Annotated in this window: 17 protein-coding genes; 7 read left to right on the top strand and 10 right to left on the bottom strand. The window is 55.8% G+C overall.

All coding sequences use genetic code 11. The features are described 5' to 3' along the window. Window positions 1–9: 9 nt before the first annotated feature. Both JCR24_RS00730 and dnaE read right to left on the bottom strand, forming a co-directional pair. Entirely contained in the window at window positions 10–693 is a 684-nt protein-coding gene (locus tag JCR24_RS00730) for a FadR/GntR family transcriptional regulator (protein WP_238979915.1), read from the bottom strand. Between the two features lie 59 nt (window positions 694–752). Further along, window positions 753–4028, bottom strand: a complete 3276-nt coding sequence (gene dnaE, locus JCR24_RS00725) for a DNA polymerase III subunit alpha (protein WP_238979914.1) — start codon at window positions 4026–4028, stop codon at window positions 753–755. Between the two features lie 115 nt (window positions 4029–4143). Between dnaE and ytrH the strand changes: the two genes are divergently transcribed. Together ytrH and ytrI are read left to right on the top strand one after the other, a co-directional pair. After that, window positions 4144–4485, top strand: a complete 342-nt coding sequence (gene ytrH / locus JCR24_RS00720) for a sporulation membrane protein YtrH (protein WP_011232219.1) — start codon at window positions 4144–4146, stop codon at window positions 4483–4485. After that, window positions 4482–4985, top strand: a complete 504-nt coding sequence (gene ytrI, locus JCR24_RS00715; RefSeq protein ID WP_014196532.1) for a sporulation membrane protein YtrI — start codon at window positions 4482–4484, stop codon at window positions 4983–4985. Before ytrH ends, ytrI begins: the two co-directional genes overlap by 4 nt. A gap of 152 nt (window positions 4986–5137) precedes the next feature. On the opposite strand, the gene JCR24_RS00710 is transcribed toward ytrI, so the two are convergent. Beyond that, window positions 5138–6085, bottom strand: a complete 948-nt coding sequence (locus JCR24_RS00710; RefSeq protein WP_011232221.1) for a DHH family phosphoesterase — start codon at window positions 6083–6085, stop codon at window positions 5138–5140. Between the two features lie 100 nt (window positions 6086–6185). Between JCR24_RS00710 and JCR24_RS00705 the strand changes: the two genes are divergently transcribed. Then, the gene (locus JCR24_RS00705; protein WP_011232222.1) at window positions 6186–6494 is read left to right on the top strand and encodes a YtpI family protein; all 309 of its coding nucleotides are present in this window, start codon (window positions 6186–6188) and stop codon (window positions 6492–6494) included. An 84-nt stretch (window positions 6495–6578) separates the two neighbouring features. On the opposite strand, the gene JCR24_RS00700 is transcribed toward JCR24_RS00705, so the two are convergent. Continuing rightward, a complete protein-coding gene (locus JCR24_RS00700) occupies window positions 6579–7886 on the bottom strand; it encodes a CBS domain-containing protein (RefSeq protein WP_011232223.1) in 1308 nt (435 codons plus the stop codon). 117 nt (window positions 7887–8003) lie between these two features. Next, a complete protein-coding gene (locus JCR24_RS00695) occupies window positions 8004–8684 on the bottom strand; it encodes a metal-dependent hydrolase (protein WP_011232224.1) in 681 nt (226 codons plus the stop codon). Between the two features lie 139 nt (window positions 8685–8823). Between JCR24_RS00695 and JCR24_RS00690 the strand changes: the two genes are divergently transcribed. Then, window positions 8824–9918, top strand: coding sequence for a M24 family metallopeptidase (locus tag JCR24_RS00690; RefSeq protein ID WP_011232225.1), 1095 nt, complete (start codon window positions 8824–8826; stop codon window positions 9916–9918). Between the two features lie 130 nt (window positions 9919–10048). Here JCR24_RS00690 and ald read toward each other — a convergent pair whose 3' ends face one another. The 3 genes from ald to JCR24_RS00675 form a co-directional block, all read right to left on the bottom strand. Next, window positions 10049–11167 (bottom strand): alanine dehydrogenase, encoded by a 1119-nt coding sequence (ald, locus tag JCR24_RS00685; RefSeq protein WP_011232226.1) that lies wholly within the window; start codon window positions 11165–11167, stop codon window positions 10049–10051. 88 nt (window positions 11168–11255) lie between these two features. Further along, the gene (locus tag JCR24_RS00680) at window positions 11256–12020 is read right to left on the bottom strand and encodes an SDR family oxidoreductase (protein WP_013144502.1); all 765 of its coding nucleotides are present in this window, start codon (window positions 12018–12020) and stop codon (window positions 11256–11258) included. A gap of 96 nt (window positions 12021–12116) precedes the next feature. Then, a complete protein-coding gene (locus tag JCR24_RS00675; RefSeq protein WP_011232228.1) occupies window positions 12117–12257 on the bottom strand; it encodes a hypothetical protein in 141 nt (46 codons plus the stop codon). Window positions 12258–12369: 112 nt separating this feature from the next. On the opposite strand from JCR24_RS00675, the gene JCR24_RS00670 reads away from it, so the two are divergent. Continuing rightward, window positions 12370–12816, top strand: a complete 447-nt coding sequence (locus JCR24_RS00670) for a universal stress protein (RefSeq protein WP_021322122.1) — start codon at window positions 12370–12372, stop codon at window positions 12814–12816. 86 nt (window positions 12817–12902) lie between these two features. On the opposite strand, the gene argH is transcribed toward JCR24_RS00670, so the two are convergent. Beyond that, window positions 12903–14282, bottom strand: coding sequence for an argininosuccinate lyase (gene argH, locus JCR24_RS00665; protein ID WP_238979913.1), 1380 nt, complete (start codon window positions 14280–14282; stop codon window positions 12903–12905). A gap of 62 nt (window positions 14283–14344) precedes the next feature. Further along, window positions 14345–15565, bottom strand: a complete 1221-nt coding sequence (locus JCR24_RS00660; protein ID WP_011232231.1) for an argininosuccinate synthase — start codon at window positions 15563–15565, stop codon at window positions 14345–14347. Between the two features lie 180 nt (window positions 15566–15745). Here JCR24_RS00660 and JCR24_RS00655 point away from each other — a divergent pair, with 180 nt between their 5' ends. Together JCR24_RS00655 and JCR24_RS00650 are read left to right on the top strand one after the other, a co-directional pair. Beyond that, complete coding sequence (locus tag JCR24_RS00655; RefSeq protein WP_014196539.1) at window positions 15746–16096, top strand: hypothetical protein; 351 nt, start codon at window positions 15746–15748, stop codon at window positions 16094–16096. Window positions 16097–16393: 297 nt separating this feature from the next. Continuing rightward, window positions 16394–18052, top strand: a complete 1659-nt coding sequence (locus JCR24_RS00650) for an acetate--CoA ligase (RefSeq protein WP_238979912.1) — start codon at window positions 16394–16396, stop codon at window positions 18050–18052. Window positions 18053–18079 lie beyond the last annotated feature (27 nt).

Genomic DNA, 18079 nt, shown 5'->3' with positions numbered 1-18079 from the left:
TCTACTACTTTATCGAAAATGGACATCATTGTTTGTCAAACGATGTCCGGCCTGTTTCGACAACGGCGAAGGCCGTTGCGCCTCCCAAACGGCGACAGTCTCCGCCGGATCTTGCCTTTCCAAAGCGGCAAGCAGCTGTTCATAGCTGGCGTCGGCAAGGGGCGGCTCGGGCGCAAATGAAGCGGCAAACCCCGACAGCACCCGCCAAATGCGGGCGAGCAAAACATTGCCAGCCGCTTCCACCACCGTCTCGAAAAACCGCGCGAAATCAATCGGTTTTTGACGAACGATTTTTTTCAACTCGTCTACGTCCTCCGCGCTCCGGCGCCGACACGCAAGGGCAAGCAACAGGCGCTCGATGAGCCATTTTGTTTCCGCCAAATCGGCCTTCGCCCGTTCGTTTTCCAACAAAAACATCGCCAACAGGTCGATCAGCTGGTGGCTGCCGACCTCACGCCTATACCTCCCCTCGCCGCGCCGCGTTTCAATCAAGCCGAGAAATTCAAGCGCCCGCAACGCCTCGCGCACCGATGAACGCCCGACGCCGAGCCGTTCGGCCAGCTCGCGCTCCGACGGCAGCTTGTCGCCAGGGGCTAAGTTGTCTTCCGCCATCATGCGGCGGATATGTTTCAACGTCTCGGCATACACGTTCTCCTCTTTGATACAATGACCCCTCTCCTTCGCTTCATCCACTGGTCTGACCACCTAATGGTTATACGATATAACAAAATAATGAAATAGTAAAGAGCGATTTACTTGACGACCACGCGTCCGAAGCTGAACAAGGAAAGCAGTTCATCGACAAGCGGGGCGGTGAGATCGGCCGCATATCGCTCGGGAAGACGGAGAAGCTTCCGCTTCGCTTCATCGTACAAATACACCGGAGTGCGGCCTTGGTGTCGTTCCAACAGCGGCTTCAGCGCGGCAAGACGCGCCTTGTCTTGGCGGCTGGCGTCGATATACAACGCCGACGCCGTCAAGCGTTCGGCCCGGCGGATGATGAGCTGACGCCGTCCGCCGCGCACCTCAATCGTTCCGGCAAGCAATACAAACTGCCCTTCTTTCAATATGTCCGCCGCGCGGCGGTAAACGTTCGGAAACGCCACCGCCTCCAATTCCCCGCTCTCATCGCCGACGGTGAAAAACGCCATTTCTTCACCCTGCTTTGTTCTCGTTTTCCGTATGCGGACGACCGCTCCCCCGACTACAGTTGACGGACCTTGTACATCGGCAACACACACCGCCCCCGCCGCTTGCAGCAACGGGCGGCACACCGCCGCCGGATGCGGGGTGACGGCGAAGCCAAGAAACTCCGCTTCCCGCCGCCGCCGTTCGGACAAAGGCCACGAATGTGCGGCAGCATATTTCGGTTTTAACGACAGCCCTCCGGCTTGCAGCGCCTGAACCCATTGCGCATGTTCGATCGCAATGTCAATGCTGGCAAGAAGCGAAGCCCGATCTGCACCGAACTCGTCAAACGCCCCAACGGAAATGAGCGCCTCGAGCGCCGGGCGCCCGAGCCCTTTTGGCAGCAGGCGGGCAGCGAAATCAAAGAAGTCGGCAAACGGTCCGTTCGCTTTCCGCTCCTCGACAATCAGCTTCGCCGCCGAGCCGACTTGCTTCACCATCGCGAGCCCAAGGCGAATGGCGCTCCCCTCCACGGAAGAGCGAAAACCGCTTTTGTTGACCGACGGCAAAAGGACGTTGATCCCTTTTCGCGCCGCCTCCCAATAGTATACCGCCGCTTTTTCTCGGTCGCCGGAAGCATTGGTGAGCATGACCGCATAAAAACAAAGCGGGTAATGAGCTTTCATATACGCCATCACATACGACAACAGCGCATAGCTGACCGCGTGGCTTCGGTTGAAGCCGTAATCGGCAAAGCGGACGATGTGTCGGTACAGTTCCTCGGCGACTGCTTTCGGATAGCCGTTCGCCACGCAGCCGGCGACAAACGCCTGACGCTGCTCAGCAAGCAGCGCTTTCTCTTTTTTCGCCACCGCCCGGCGAAGCACGTCCGCTTGTCCGAGCGAAAATCCGGCAAGCCGGGCGGCGATTTGCATAATTTGCTCCTGGTAGATCAACACCCCGTATGTGGGCGCCAAAATCGTCTCAAGATCAGGATGGGCATAGGACACCGGCTCTTCCCCGCGCTTGCGCCGGATGTAAACGGGGATCATTTGCATCGGCCCTGGCCGATACAAGGCATTGACGGCGACGACATCTTCCAATTGCGACGGCCGCAGCTCGGCGAGCACACGCTTCATCCCGCTTGATTCCAGCTGAAAAATGCCGTTTGTATCTCCAGCGCCAAGCAGCGCGTACGTTTTTTCATCATTGAGCGGCAGCGTGCGGATGTCAAACGGCTTTCCTGTCTGCCGCTCGATCAAACGCACGATCTGCTCGATCAACGTGAGCGTGCGCAAACCGAGAAAATCAATTTTCAGCAATCCAAGCGCTTCAAGCGCCCCCATCGCGTATTGCGTCAGCGGCCATTCGCCATGGCTTGGCTGCAGCGGCACGAAGCGAACGAGCGGCTCCGGGCTGATGATGACACCAGCAGCGTGGATCGACGTATGGCGCGGCAGCCCTTCCAGTTTTTGCGCAACAGCCAGCCACTCTCTCCCTTGCGGAACCGCTGCCACCGCGCGCCGAAAAGCGGCGGACTCGGCATGCCATTGGCGGAGCGTCACACTTTGTTTGCTCGGCAGCAGCGCCGCGACCTGTTCCGCCTCCCGCTCAGGGACGCCAAGCGCTTTGGCCGTCTCGCGCAGCGCCGCTTTGGCGCCGAACGTACCGAACGTAATGATTTGCGCAACGCGGTCGCGCCCGTATTTATCCGCCACATAGCGAATCACTTCTTCGCGCCGGCCATCAGGAAAATCCAAGTCAATATCCGGCACCGACGCCCGCTCCGGATTTAAAAACCGTTCAAACAAAAGCCCATACTTGATCGGATCGACATCGGTGATCGACAATGCGTAGGCGACAAGCGACCCGGCCGCCGAACCGCGGCCCGGGCCGGTTAAGATGCCGCGCCGGCGGGCGTAGGCGAGCACATCGGCGACGATCAAAAAATAGTCGCTGAAATGAAGCGACTGAATCACATCCAGCTCATGCGAAAGCCGACGCCAGTAGCGCTCATCGGCCGACGGCACGCGTCGGGCGAGCCCTTGTTCCGATAAGCGGCGCAAATAACTGTCGGCCGTCTCTCCGTCCGGAACAGGATACGCCGGCAGCCGCCAGCCGCCAAACTCGATCTGCAGCTCGCATTGATCGGCGATCGCCAGGCTGTTCTCGAGCGCCTCCGGCAAGTCCGCAAACCGGCGCGCCATCTCCTCTGGCCCCGCCAAATAGCGGCCGTTATCGTCCTCAATGTCAGCGAGCAGCGCGCCGCGGCCGATGGCCTGCAAGCAACGCCACGCCACGGCATCGCTGCGCTCCACGTAACGGACGTCGTTCGTCGCCACGATTGGGACGCCGGTTTCCTCCGCCAGCTGCAACAACCCGGCTTCATATGGGGCTCGCGTTTGCTCGCCGCGCTGAACGGCGACATACAGCCGTCCTGGAAACAGCTGATGATAGCGGCCAAGCGCCTCTTTCGCCCGCTCCCATTCGTCGGCGGCCACAAGCGACTCGACGCGTCCCTCGCTTCCGGGAGTGATGGCGATGATGCCGCCGCTTAAGCGCACAAGAGCGGCTTCCTCCATATGCTTTGTTTCCCCCATTTGTATCATGGTGCTGATTTCAAGCAAATGGCGATACCCCTCTTCATTGGCGGCCAACAGCACGAGCGGGAACGCTTCCTCCCCAGAAAGAGCGACATCAGCCGTCACGCCGATAATCGGGCGAATGCCGTTCTGCTTGCATTCCCGGTAAAACGGAATAGCGCCATACAACACATTCCGGTCCGTGAGCGCGAGCGCTTGATAGCCGAGCTGTTTCGCCCTCGCTGCAAGCGCCTCCACCGCCGCCGCACTTTGAAACAAACTGTATCCGCTCAACACATGCAAGTGGACGAACATCATGACCATCCCTCCCTCATCCGTGCGCTTGACGGGCGAAAACTTTTCTTTCGGCTACATACTCCGTCCACCCTATTGATATACATAGATAAGAGAGAAAGAAAGGGCGGGGAAACGCATGAACGAAAAAGCGGCCTTCTTGCCGGCGTTTATTCAAAGCTATTTTATCGCCGTCGGCGTGCTGCTTGGCGGCGCCATCATCGGCGCGCTCGGCGCGTTTTTGAGCGGCGGCCAGCCGCTGACGGCCATGTACCGATTTGCCGGCGATTTGCGCATTTGGGCGGTCGTCGCCGCCATCGGCGGGACGTTTGACACGTTTTACGTCGTTGAGCGAGGGCTGTTTTTAGGGGAAACGAAAGACATCGTGCGGCAATTTTTGCTCATTTTGTCCGCCATGGGCGGAGCACAGACCGGAGTGGCGATCATCACGTGGCTGACGCAGGAGCACATTTCGCCATGAGAATTCCTCCGTATTACCAATACCCGTCATGGCAGCGCTTTTTCGCCGGCGCGGCGATCGGAGCGCTCATCAGTTGGTTTGTCTTTTTGTATATTTTCGGCGTCTTGCAGGAAAAACAAGTGCAACACGTCAATGAGCTCAACGAACAGATCGCCGATTTGCAAAACGAAATTCGCATTTGGCAGGAAGACTATATTCATTACAATAAGGAAATGAAAAAAAAGCTGACCGTGCAGGACGTTTCCGTCCATCTCGCCAACGCCGAGCAATATAAACTTGATTCATACACGACGTTTCGCATTGAAGACAGCGTCAAAGAAGATTTGTCCCATTTGATTGCGAAAGATATCGAAACAGTGTACAACAGCCGCGAACTGATTGAGCGGGCAATTGAAAACAAAACGTATACGATCCACGAGAAGACATACCGGCTTGAACTTCACACACTCACGATCTTTACCTTGTTGGCCGTCGAAGTGAAACTGACGCCGCTTCCGTAGAGCGCGCCTTGCCGCCCCATTCCGCCGCGGTGGAGTGCCAAACAAGCGCGTCTTGCGGGAAAAGAGGGTGTCCCGAAAGCCTTCGGGACGCCTTCTCCTATCAACATGACGCTTCATTTGAAACAACAACTTTTTAAAACCACCCGTTTCCGTCACCGCTCAGCCCGGCAAACCGCTTTTACGTCTTCAATCACGCGATCCGCTTCCTCCCAAGAAGCAATGGACGCACCGGCTGCGAGCGGATGGCCGCCGCCGCCGTAGCGTTTGGCGACCACATTGATGACCGGCCCTTTGGAACGGAAGCGGACGCGGATTTCCCGTTCTTCCTCAATGAAAAACACCCAGGCGACAATGCCGTCAATATTGCCGAGCAAACTGACGAGTTGCGACGCCTCAAGCGGGGTGACGCCGTATTCCCCAAGCAGCGCCCGCGGCATTTTCACAGCCGCCACCCCTTCCTCGATCATAAAGTTCGACAACACATAACCGCTTAAGCGGGCGAGCGGCAAGCTCGTCCGATACAATCCGTCGTACAATTCCGTCAGCGAAAAACCGTACGAAATGAGCTCCCCAGCGTAGCGGAACGTTTTTTCACTTGTGCGCGGAAACAAAAAGCGGCCCGTATCGCCGACAATGCCGGCGTAAATGAGACGCGCCGCCTCAGCGGTCATCGTCAACCCTTCCTCTTTCCCCGCCAAATAAAACTCATAAATCATCTCGCTTGTCGAACTGGCGGCGGTATCGACCCACATAATGTCGCCATACGGCGTGTCGTTCGGGTGATGGTCAATTTTAATGAGCTTTCGCCCGAGCCGATAGCGGCTGTCGCAAATCCGCTCCTCATTGGCTGTATCGCAGACGATCACAAGCGCCTGTTCATAAACGGCATCGTCAATGACATCCATTTGTCGTAAAAATGATAACGATGGGTCATCGGTCCCCACCGCATACACTCGTTTTTCCGGAAACGACGCCCGAAGCAACGCCGCCAACCCGCCTTGCGACCCGTACGCGTCCGGGTCCGGGCGAACATGGCGGTGGATGATGATCGTGTCAAATTCACGAATCGCATCAAGAATTTGTTGATGAACCGGTTTCATTCGTTCTTCCCCTTTAGTCACCTGTCATATTCAACCGCTGGCATTTTTCCCTGCTTCTATGTACAATGAAAAAAGAAATGAACAACGGAGGGACCCAACCATGCCAGCCTTGGTTATTTTCATTATATTTTCCTTTTCGTTTTACGTCTATTATAAAATCCGCTACGTACGCTCCCAGCGCCCGATGGAACGCCGCTTTCTCTCAGCGAAATCGAGCATGGCGCTTGGACTGTTCGTTGCCTTGTTCGGGATCAACCAATTGTTTTTGTATCAGACAACCGTGACCTATATCATCTGCGCCATTTTTATCGCCTTAGGCTTCGGGAGCGTTTGGGCCGGCTACCGCGCCTACCGCTGCTATCTGCCGCAGGCGGTCGAAGAGGCAAAGGAAGCGGCAAAACAAGGGTAATGCCGTTTGGCGTATGCGCCGGTCAACGATAAAGGAAAAGGATGTTCCCATAAGGAAGTGGACATCCTTTTTTTCCTTTACCGTTTATCGGTCGATCAGCTGGCACATCATCATCGCTTTGCCGACAAGATCGCCTTCGTTATACACTTCGACATCCACTTTCCCGAACTTGCGCCCGAGCTCTAAAAGCTTTGCCCGCACGTCGACCGTGCTGTCGATTTGCACCGGCTTGATGAAGTAAATCGTGATATTTTCCATCACCAAATCGCCGCGTTTGTACGCGCGAAGCATGCGCGCCGCCGCTTCGGTGACGATCGTCGTAAACACGCCGTACGAGAGCGTCCCTAAATAGTTCGTCATCTGCGGCGTGATCGTGCAGCGAAACAGCGTTTCTTTGTCGCCTGACTCACGAAACTGGGCGGTGATGAGATCATCGATCGTCTCCCCGACTTGCGGCTGGCGCTGCGCCATTTGCAGCGCTTTTAACACGTCTTGGCGGCTGATGATCCCTTGCAGCCGGTTATAGTCATCCACCACCGGGAGAAGCTCAATTCCTTCCCATACCATAATATGAGAAGCAAACGCCACTGACGTTTTTCCGTTCACCGTAATCGGCTGCTTCGTCATCACCTTTTCGATCGGCAGCTGCCGGTCGACATCCAGCACGTCTTTTGCCGTCACAACCCCTTGCACTTTCAGCTCATCATCGACGACCGGGAACCGGCTATGGCGCGTCTCTTTGTTCAACGCATACCACCGCTCAATCGGATCATGGACGCGCAAGTACGCTGTTTTGTCAAGCGGAATGAGAATATCCTCGACCAACACAATTTCTTTTTTGATGAGCTGGTCGTAAATCGCCCGGTTGATCATCGTCGCGACCGTAAACGTGTCATAGCTCGTCGAAATGATCGGCAGCTGCCGCTCATCGGCGAGCTTTTTCACGTGGTCGGCCGTGTCAAACCCGCCGGTGATGAGCACGGCCGCCCCCGCCTGAAGCGCCAGCTCGTGCGCCTTCGTCCGGTTGCCGACGATAAGCAAATCCCCTGCGCCCGTATAGCGCATCATCGCCTCCAGCTGCATGGCGCCGATGACAAAACGGTTGAGCGTCTTATGCAGCCCTTCACGTCCGCCAAGCACTTGGCCGTCCACAATGTTGACAACCTCGGCGTACGTAAGCTTCTCAATGTTTTCCTTCCGTTTCTTCTCAATCCGGATCGTGCCGACGCGTTCAATCGTGCTCACATACCCTTTGTTCTCGGCGTCCTTGATCGCCCGGTACGCCGTCCCTTCGCTTACGCCCATTTCCTTGGCGATCTGCCGGACAGAAATTTTCTCGCCGATCGGCAGCCGGTGGATGTATTCCAAAATTTGCTCGTGTTTTGTCGCCAACGGTTCTTCACCCTTTACGCGTTTGTTACTTTCATTATAACGGGCCTGGCGGCGGGGATTCAACGGTCGCGCCGGCCATCATAAAGCGCCCTTCCCAAAGCGGGAAGAGCGCCTCTGTTACAGCTCGATGCTTTCCCCCGGTTTCAACGCGCGGCCGACGCCCGGCGGAAGGAGCGAGACGAACCGCTCGGGGTCTTGGGTGATCGGCGGGAACGTGTTGTAATGGATCGGCACGACGAGTTTCGCCCCGAGCCACTCGGCGGCGACCGCCGCGTCTTCCGGCCCCATCGTGAAGCTGTCCCCAATCGGCAAAAAGGCGACATCGATGTTATGGCGCTCGCCGATCAGCTTCATGTCGGAAAACAGCCCGGTATCGCCGGCATGATAGATCGTTTTGCCTTCGGCCGTGAACAAAATGCCGGTCGGCATGCCTAAATAAATGATTTGCTTGTCGTCCGTCACAAACCCGGAGCTGTGGAACGCCTGCGTGAACTTGACCGTGCCAAAGTCAAATTCGCGCGCCCCGCCGATGTTCATGCCAAACGTCTCGACGCCTTGCCAGCTTAAATACGTCGCCAGCTCAAATGTGGCCACGACAAGGGCGTTGTTCCGCTTGGCGATTTCAACCGTATCGCCGACATGATCCCCGTGCCCGTGCGTCAACAAAATGACATCCGCTTTCACATCCGCCGCGTTCAAATCGGTCGTCGTATTGCCGGTGATGAACGGGTCGATCAAAATCGTTTTTCCGTTCGTCTCAATGCGGACGACCGAATGGCCATGGTAGCTGATTTTCATCGTCACATCTCTCCTTTCCACTACACATGATTCGCCGCCGCCCATCCATTCCCTTCTTTTCCCTCCTGTCCATTTACAAACGGCCCGTTTCTTGATACGCTCAAAATGGACGATCACGAAAAAAGGAAGGAAGGGAACGATGAACCAACGGCTGGATGCTTTTTCATCATGGCTTCAACATCATGATGATTCATTTGCCTTCATTACGTCAAGCGCCAACGTTTTTTATTTGAGCGGCTTTTTTTGCGATCCACACGAGCGGCTGCTTGCATTGCTTGTCTTCCCTGACAGCGAGCCCGCGCTCGTCTGTCCGCAAATGGAAGTCCCGCGCGCCCGCCGGAGCGGCTTTGGGTATACGGTGATCGGCTACGACGACAGCACCGACCCATGGGAAGAGATCGGGCGCCATCTCGAAGCGCGCGGCGCAAAACCCGGCTTGATTGCCATCGAGAAAAACCATTTGTCGTTCGCCCGTTTCGAGCGTCTCTCGGCATTGTTTCCAAACGCCAAGTGGCACGACGCCGAAGAAAAGCTGCGCCAGCTTCGCCTGATCAAGGATGAGCAGGAAATGAAGGTGTTGCGCCAGGCGGCAAAACTGGCCGACAAAGCGATCGAAATCGGCGTCTCGGCCATCCGCCCGGGCGTGACAGAGCTCGAACTTGTCGCCCTTATTGAATATGAGCTGAAAAAACTCGGCGTTGAAGGGATGTCGTTTCCCACGACCGTGCTCACGGGCGCAAAATCAGCCGATCCGCACGGCGTGCCGGGAACGGCGGCGGTCGCACCAGGCGATTTCGTGCTGTTCGATTTGGGCGTCATCGTCGATGGGTATTGCTCCGACATTACCCGCACCGTCGTCTGTCAGACGGCAAGCGACGAACAGCGGCTCATTTACGATACCGTTCGGCGCGCCCAGCAGGCGGCGATCGACGCCTGCCGCCCACAAACCGCGATGGGCGAGATCGACCGCGCCGCCCGAAACGTCATCGAACAAGCCGGCTACGGAGACTATTTCACCCACCGCGTCGGGCACGGCTTAGGGATCGAGATCCACGAATACCCATCGCTTCATGGCGCCAACAACGAACCGCTCGCCCCCGGCATGGTGTTTACAATCGAACCAGGCATTTACGTCCCATCCATCGGCGGCGTGCGCATTGAAGACGACGTCGCGGTCACGGATCATGGGGTTGAGGTGTTGACGTCGTTTTCGAAGGAGTTGATCATTGTTTAACGAGAGAGGCCATTGGCAAAAGCTGCCGCGAATGAGCGCATCAAAAAAGCTGTCCACCGGCCCGATCCCCAAGCCGATTCGGACAGCTTTGTTTTCTCATCGCCATCAAGGCGGCTCCATCTTCATTGTTTCATCCCTGCAGCAACGAATGAACATCCGTATACGGCATGTTGTGCGCCGCCGCGACCGCTTCGTACACGATGTGCCCGTCGAGCGTGTTGATCCCTTTTAACAGCGCCGGATTGTCGAGGCAAGCGGCGCGGTAGCCTTTGTTGGCGATTTGCAAGGCGTATGGGATCGTGACGTTCGTAAGCGCGAATGTTGACGTACGCGGCACAGCGCCCGGCATGTTCGCGACGGCGTAATGGACGACGCCGTGCTTGACGTATGTCGGATCGTCGTGCGTCGTGACGCGGTCGGTCGTTTCAAAAATGCCGCCTTGGTCAATGGCGACGTCGACCAACACCGAGCCTGGCGTCATCGAGCGCACCATCTCTTCCGTCACAAGCTTCGGCGCTTTCGCCCCCGGGATCAAGACGGCGCCGACGACCAAATCGGATTCGCGCACGCACTCGGCGATATGATACGAGTTGGACATCAACGTCGTCACTTGGTCGCCGAACAAATCATCGAGCTCGCGCAGCCGCTCGGCGTTAATGTCCAAAATCGTCACGTCCGCCCCGAGGCCGACCGCGATTTTCGCCGCGTTCGTCCCCGCTGTGCCGCCGCCGATGATCGTCACTTTGCCGCGCCGCACCCCGGGCACGCCGCCAAGCAAAATGCCTTTCCCGCCGTGCGGCTTCTCGAGAAACTGGGCGCCGACTTGCACCGACATGCGGCCGGCGACTTCACTCATCGGCGTCAACAGCGGCAGCGAGCCGTTCGCAAGCTGCACCGTCTCGTAAGCGATGCCGACCACTTTTTGCTCGACGAGCGCTTTCGTGAGCGCTTCGGCCGCGGCTAAATGCAAATACGTAAACAAAATCAATCCGGGGCGAAAATAGCGGAACTCCTCAGCCAGCGGTTCTTTCACTTTCAACACCATCTCCGCCGCCCAGGCATCTTCCGCTTTCGTCACGATCACTGCCCCGGCTTTTTCATACTCGGAATCGGAAAAACCCGACCCAGCGCCGGCTTCCGTCTCCACATACACGTCATGCCCCGCTTTGACGAGCGTCATCACGCCTGCCGGAGTGATGGCGACGCGGTTTTCATTGTTTTTGATTTCTTTTGGAATGCCGATCTTCATTACTTTTTCCTCCTTTTTCCTTCCCGCTTCTTCTTTTATTGTGCCCCGTTTCGCGCAAAAGCAAACGAAAAAGGAGGAGGCGCTGTTCTCAACGGAAAAGGTGGCGGTAAATGACGTTCGCTCCGCCGGTGACGTCAATGACGGCGCCGGTGATGAAATCCGAGTCGTCCTCGCATAAAAACGCGATCACGCGGGCGATATCTTCACCAGTCCCCGGGCGTCCGACCGGCGTTTCCGCATCCCGCCTGGCGCGGGCGTCGGCGATCCCCGCCTCTTTCATGGCGCCGACAATATTGCCTGGGCACACCATATTGGCGGTAATGCCATATTCCGCCTCTTCCAGGGCGATCGTTTTCGTCAGCGATACAAGCCCGACTTTCGCCGCGCCGAACGCCGAACGGTGCACCCAGCCCGGGGCATCCGCCGCTCCTTGAAATCCGTACGTAATGATGCGGCCAAACCGTTGTTTTCGCATAATCGGGATCGTCCGCCTCACTAAATGGAAGACCGAGCTCAAATTGCCTTCAATCATTTCGTACCATTCGTCTTCCGTATAATCGGCCAGCTTTTTCCGCTCAAAAATGTACGGCCCTGCATTGTTGATGAGGCAGTCAATGCGGCCAAACCGCTCCATGGCGGCGTCCACAAGCGCCGCTAAATCGTTTTTGTCCGTCACATCTCCCTGCACAAACTGGAGGCGGTCAGCGGCGCCGCGGTACTTCTCGGCAAGCGAGCGCACCGCCTGTTCATCGCTCCGGTAGTTCACCGTCACCGAGTAGCCTTTATCAAGCAGCAGCTCGGTCACTTTTCTCCCCAATCCTTTCGCTCCGGCCGTAATCAAGGCGTGCCGCACCCTTCTCCCTCCTCGTCGCGATTTGCTGTCTCATTTTTACTTTACTACAAACCGGAGCGAATACAAAAAAATAACCATAACGCGCAGGCGCTATGGCTATTCGCCGACTTCGCGGCGCGGGTCGTAATACGATTCATCCTCGTCAACAATGCCGCTTTCATACGACTCGGTAATTTGCTCGGTGATCGTCCGCACTTCCTCCTCATCGTACTGCCAGTCGTTATACCGCTTTTCCATTGCTCTTCCTCCCCTGTTCACAAAATCTCAATATATGGCCTAGTTTCTCGTCAAAGGGCGATGGGTATACCATATATAGAGATAGCATTTTTAACCAAAGGGAGGGGAGAACATGACCATGACCTACCAAACGATCGTCGTCGCCGTCGATGGCTCGAAAGAAGCGGAATGGGCGTTGAAAAAAGCGATCCAAATCGCCAAGCGAAACGGAGCGAAACTCATTTTGTCCCACATCATCGATTTGCGCGGGTTCACAACCGTGGAAGCGCACGATTACGCCCTCGCCGAACGGTCGGAGCAATATGCGAACGAACTTCTGGAACGGTATAAAAACGAAGCCATCGCCGCCGGGCTCGACGATGTGGACATCGCGGTCGAATTCGGCTCGCCGAAAGTGAAAATCGCCAAAGACGTCGCTCCGAAATACAAAGCCGATCTCATCGTTTGCGGGGCGACCGGTTTAAACGCTGTCGAACGGCTCTTGATCGGCAGCGTTTCCGAAAACATCGTCCGCCATGCGAAATGCGATGTGCTCGTTGTAAGGACGCCGAAAGAATAATGTCTTCGTCACATGAAGCAGATGGACCGAAAAACTTCCTTGTCCGATGTGAAAACATGTGACGGTCAAAAAAGAACACCCCGCCGTTACGGGGTGCTAAGCAACTGTTTCGCCTTCGCCAGCGCCGCGCGCACTTCGGCAAAACCGGTGCCGCCGGCGCTGTTGCGGCGGTTGACGGCCGTGCGCGGATTCAACGCGTCATAAATGTCCTCTTCAAAAAGCGGCGACGCTTCTTTGTACACGTCAAGCGGCAAATCGGCCAAAAAGACGCCTTGTTCGATGCAGCGCAAGACGAGCTTGCCGACGACCTCATGCGCCTCGCGGAACGGCATACCTTTGGCCGCCAAGTAATCGGCAAGCTCGGTCGCATTCGAAAAGTCTTGTTTCGTCGCCCGCTCCATCACGTCCGTGCGCACGTTCATCGTCTCAATCATACCGGTGAAAATTTTCAGCGACCCAATGACCGTCTTTACTGTATCAAACATGCCTTCTTTATCTTCTTGCATATCTTTATTGTAAGCAAGCGGCAGCCCTTTCATCACCGTGAGGAGCGCCATCAAGTGGCCGTACACGCGGCCGGTTTTGCCGCGGATGAGTTCGGCCATGTCCGGGTTTTTCTTTTGCGGCATGATGCTGCTGCCGGTCGCAAACGCATCATCCAGCTCAATGAACTGGAACTCTTGGCTTGACCAAAGAATCAACTCCTCGGCCAACCGCGACAGGTGCATCATGAGCATTGAACTGTTGCTTAAAAACTCGATGATGAAGTCGCGGTCGCTCACCGCATCGAGGCTGTTTTCGTAAATATCGGCAAAGCCCAAAAGCTCCGCCGTCCGATGCCGGTCGATCGGAAACGTCGTCCCGGCGAGCGCCCCGGCGCCGAGCGGCGAGCGGTTGATGCGCTTTTGCGACTCGGAAAACCGCTCATAGTCGCGCTCGAGCATCCAAAAATAAGCCAGCAGATGGTGGGCGAACGAAATCGGTTGCGCCCGCTGCAAATGCGTATATCCGGGCATGATCGTTTCGACATGCTTTTCGGCTTGAGCGACAAGCGCCCGCTGCATCCCGCGGATGAGGCCGAGAATCTCTTCAACCCGCTTGCGCAAGTATAGATGCATATCGGTCGCCACTTGGTCGTTCCGGCTCCGTCCAGTGTGCAGCTTGCCGCCGACCGGTCCGATGTCGTCGATGAGCATTTTTTCAATGTTTAAATGAATGTCCTCGTAGGCAATGGAAAATTTGAGCTCCCCTTGCTTCGCCTTTTCCAACAGGCGGATGAGCCCGCCTTTGATCTGCTCTACATCGCCTTCAGGCAGGATGCCGCATTCGCCAAGCATCGTCACATGGGCAAGGCTGCCTTCAATGTCTTCTTCAACGAGCTCTTGGTCGAATGGGATCGACGCGCCAAACTCGTCGACCCATTCTTCCGCTGTTTTCGTAAACCGTCCGCCCCAAAGCTTTTTCACGAATCTCGCCGCAGAGGAATGCGACTTCCTCCTTCCTTTCATGAAGTTCCCTTCATTTTCCTTCATTGGCCGGTCGGCACTGACGCCTTGTTTTGCTTGTTCACGATGCTGTGCACTTTCGTCGGCAGGCCGTACAGCGAAATGAATCCGACCGCCGCTTGATGGTCAAATTCATCTTCGGACGTGTATGTTGCCAATTTTTCATCATAGAGCGAGAACGGCGATTTGCGCCCTTCGACGATCGCATGGCCTTTAAACAGCTTCACGCGCACGACGCCGGTGACGTTTTTCTGCGTTTCTTTCAAAAACGCGACCAACGCGTCTTTCAGCGGTGAGAACCAAAGGCCGTTGTAAATGACTTCGGCGATTTTTTGTTCGATGATCGGTTTGAAATGGGCGACTTCTCTCACCAATGTCAAGTCTTCCAGCTCTTTATGCGCTTTAATGAGCGTGATCGCCCCTGGGCATTCGTACACTTCGCGCGACTTGATGCCGACAAGGCGGTTTTCGACGTGGTCGATGCGGCCGACGCCATGCTTGCCGGCCAACGCATTCAGCTCCAAAATCAATTGCGCAAGCGGATACGCCTTCCCGTTTAACGTCACCGGCACGCCTTGTTCAAAGCCGATCTCGATGACATCCGGCACATCCGGCGCGTTCTCAAGCGAAGCCGTCAGCTCATACGCCTCTTCCGGCGGCGCCGCCCATGGGTCTTCCAAAATGCCGCACTCGTTGCTTCGTCCCCACAAGTTTTGGTCGATGGAAAACGGGCTGTCAAGGTCAACCGGAATTGGAATGCCGTGCTTTTTCGCGTATTCGATTTCTTCCTCGCGCGACCAGCTCCACTCGCGCACCGGGGCGATCACGTCCAAATCTGGATTGAGCGCTTTGATCGACACTTCAAAGCGCACTTGGTCGTTCCCTTTCCCCGTGCAGCCGTGGGCCACCGCCACCGCGCCTTCAAGCTCGGCGATTTCAACGAGTTTTTTCGCGATGAGCGGACGCGACAGCGCCGAAACGAGCGGATATTTCCCTTCGTACAACGCGTTCGCCTGCAAGGCGATGAGTGCATACTCGTTCGCAAACTCGTCTTTGACGTCGATCACGTACGATTTCATCGCGCCGACTTTGAGCGCTTTTTCTTTCACGAAATCGAGGTCTTTCCCTTCGCCAAGGTCCAAGCAGCACGCGATCACATCATAGCCGCGCTCCTGAAGCCACTTGATCGCAACTGATGTATCTAAACCACCAGAGTATGCCAGCACCAATTTCGGATTTGCCATGGTCGTTCTCCTCTCTTGTCACATAAATATACTTAAACATAAATAAATATTCAAATTTAATACATTATCACTTTATCAGCTTTCGGATCATTTTTCAATACGTATTCCTGAAAAAGCATAAAAATTCCACCACGCTCTATGGGGACGTTTCGTATAATAGAAGAAAAGGAGGCCATGAGGATGAACGGCATCTTCATCGACGACAAACGGCTCGGCATCCGCCTGCCGCATCTGGACAAGCCTTGGGAGGACTACAGCCCAAACGAACAAGAGGCGATTTTACTGGAATGGGAAACGATCCGCGGCTTGATCCCCGACCGCATCGCCGAACTGGAGCGGGAAATCAACGAAAAACAAGACGCGCTCGGCCAAGAAGCGGATTTTGCGCGCTCGTGCCAGCTCAATGCTGACATCGCCGAGCTCGCTTCGATCGTCAACGATTTATGGATTTGGTATCGCATTGCTCCATCCGTTTCATCGCCGACACGGAAAAAAGCGGGTCGAAAAACCATAACACCCCATAACAAATGAGCGCCGATGCCGCTTATCCCTTTTTGAAGACGGCAGACAAACCATGCGGCCCGATTTTGACCAGAAGATCGGAGATTGATGCGGCGGATTCCGCCGCGATGACGAAGGATACGCTGTCGCAAACGAAAGCTTTCTTGGCGATTGAGAGGAGCGCTCAAGCTGGGGAGCTCCTCTTTTTTCATTCTATCCCCTTTCTCCAATGGGTTCCATTTATTATCCTTAAAAAATATATTGAATTTTATTTCTATTTGAATTATTATTGATTTGACTCCTTTTCACACAACGGAGGGATCAGACATGGCCAACCATCTATCACCTGCCTCACTCATTCAATCATTTTCTTGGGATCAGGCATTCGCTCATTACGACTGGGATCCCCGCAGCCGGTTCAACGCCGCCCACGAAGTATGCGACCGGTATGCCGAGGATCCGAATCGCATTGCGCTGTTTTATGAAAACGCTTTAGGAGAGCAAAAAACGATCACCTATCGGCAATTGCGCGATTGGTCGAACCAAATGGCGAACGTGTTCCGCAAGCTGGGCGTGAAAAAAGGGGATCGCGTCTGCGCGCTGATGCCGAAAAACCCGGCCCTTGTCGTCTACATTTTGGCGGCTTGGAAAGTCGGCGCCGTGTATGTGCCGCTCTTTACCGCGTTTGGCCCGCAGGCGATTGAATATCGCATCAACCATTCCGAGGCGAAAGTCCTCTTGACGAACAAGGAACAGAGCGCCAAACTGCCGCCGCGGGACAACATGCCGACATTGGAACACATTTTTGTCATTGACGGACCGTCTCATGATCAAGACCAGCCATTTTGGGAAGCGCTTTCGAAAGAGTCGACTGAGCACTCGATCGAAGAAACGACGGTCGACGATCTGCTCGCGATTCAGTATACGTCCGGCTCGACCGGGATGCCAAAAGGCGCCATGTGGCCGCACAACGTGCTCATCAACATTTATCCGTATATGCGCTATGCGATTGGCCTGCGCGATGACGATGTCTTTTTCGGCGGGGCGGATCCGGGCTGGGCGTACGGGCTCGTCTTTTGCACCTTTGCGCCGATGGCCTTTGGCGTGCCGATCGTCTTTTACGAAGGGCCGTTTAAGCCGGAGACGTGCTATTCCTTGATGGAAAAATACCGGGTGACCAATTTCGCGTACGCCCCGACCGCGTATCGGGCGATGGCGGCGGCCGGCGCGGACGTCATTCGCCGCTATCAACTGAACGTGCGCGCCATGAGCTCAGCGGGCGAACCGCTCAATCCGGAAGTCATCCGCTTTTTCCAAGAGCACGTGGGCGTTACGATCCACGACCATTATGGCTTGTCGGAAACGTTGATGCTGATCGGAAACTTCAACGCCGCCGAGATGGAAATCCGGCCAGGCTCGATGGGATGGCCGCTGCCGGGCTTTGACGTGGCCCTGCTCGATGAGAACGGAACCCCAGTCGCCGACGGCGAAGTCGGACAAATTGCCTTTAACACCGACTCGATCCCGAACGTCTTTAAGGGGTATTGGAAAGACCCTGAAAAAACCGCCGAGCGGCTTGTTGGCCCTTGGTTTTTGACCGGCGATTTGGCGACAAAAGACGAAGACGGGTATTTCTGGTTCCAAGGACGGGCGGACGACATCATCTCGAGCGCCGGCTACCGCATCGGGCCGTTTGAAATCGAAAGCTGCCTCCTTGAGCATCCGGCTGTCGTCGAAGCAGCCGCCGTCGGGAAGCCGGATCCCGTCAAAGGGGAAATCGTCAAAGCGTTTGTCGTGCTCAGAGAAGGCTTTGCGCCGTCGGACGAGCTGGCCGACGAGCTGTCCTTGTTCGTCAAAACGCGCTTATCCAAGCATGAATACCCGCGCGAAGTCGAATTTGTCGCCGAACTGCCGAAAACGCCGAGCGGAAAAATCCAGCGGTTCATCCTGCGCAATCAAGAGCGGGAAAAATGCATCAAGGCTTGATGAATGAAAGAGGATGCCCGCAGCGGG

It is taken from the genome of Geobacillus sp. YHL (assembly GCF_022341265.1).
Lineage (GTDB): Bacteria > Bacillota > Bacilli > Bacillales > Anoxybacillaceae > Geobacillus > Geobacillus thermoleovorans.
This window is presented reverse-complemented; position numbering and strand designations above follow the sequence as displayed.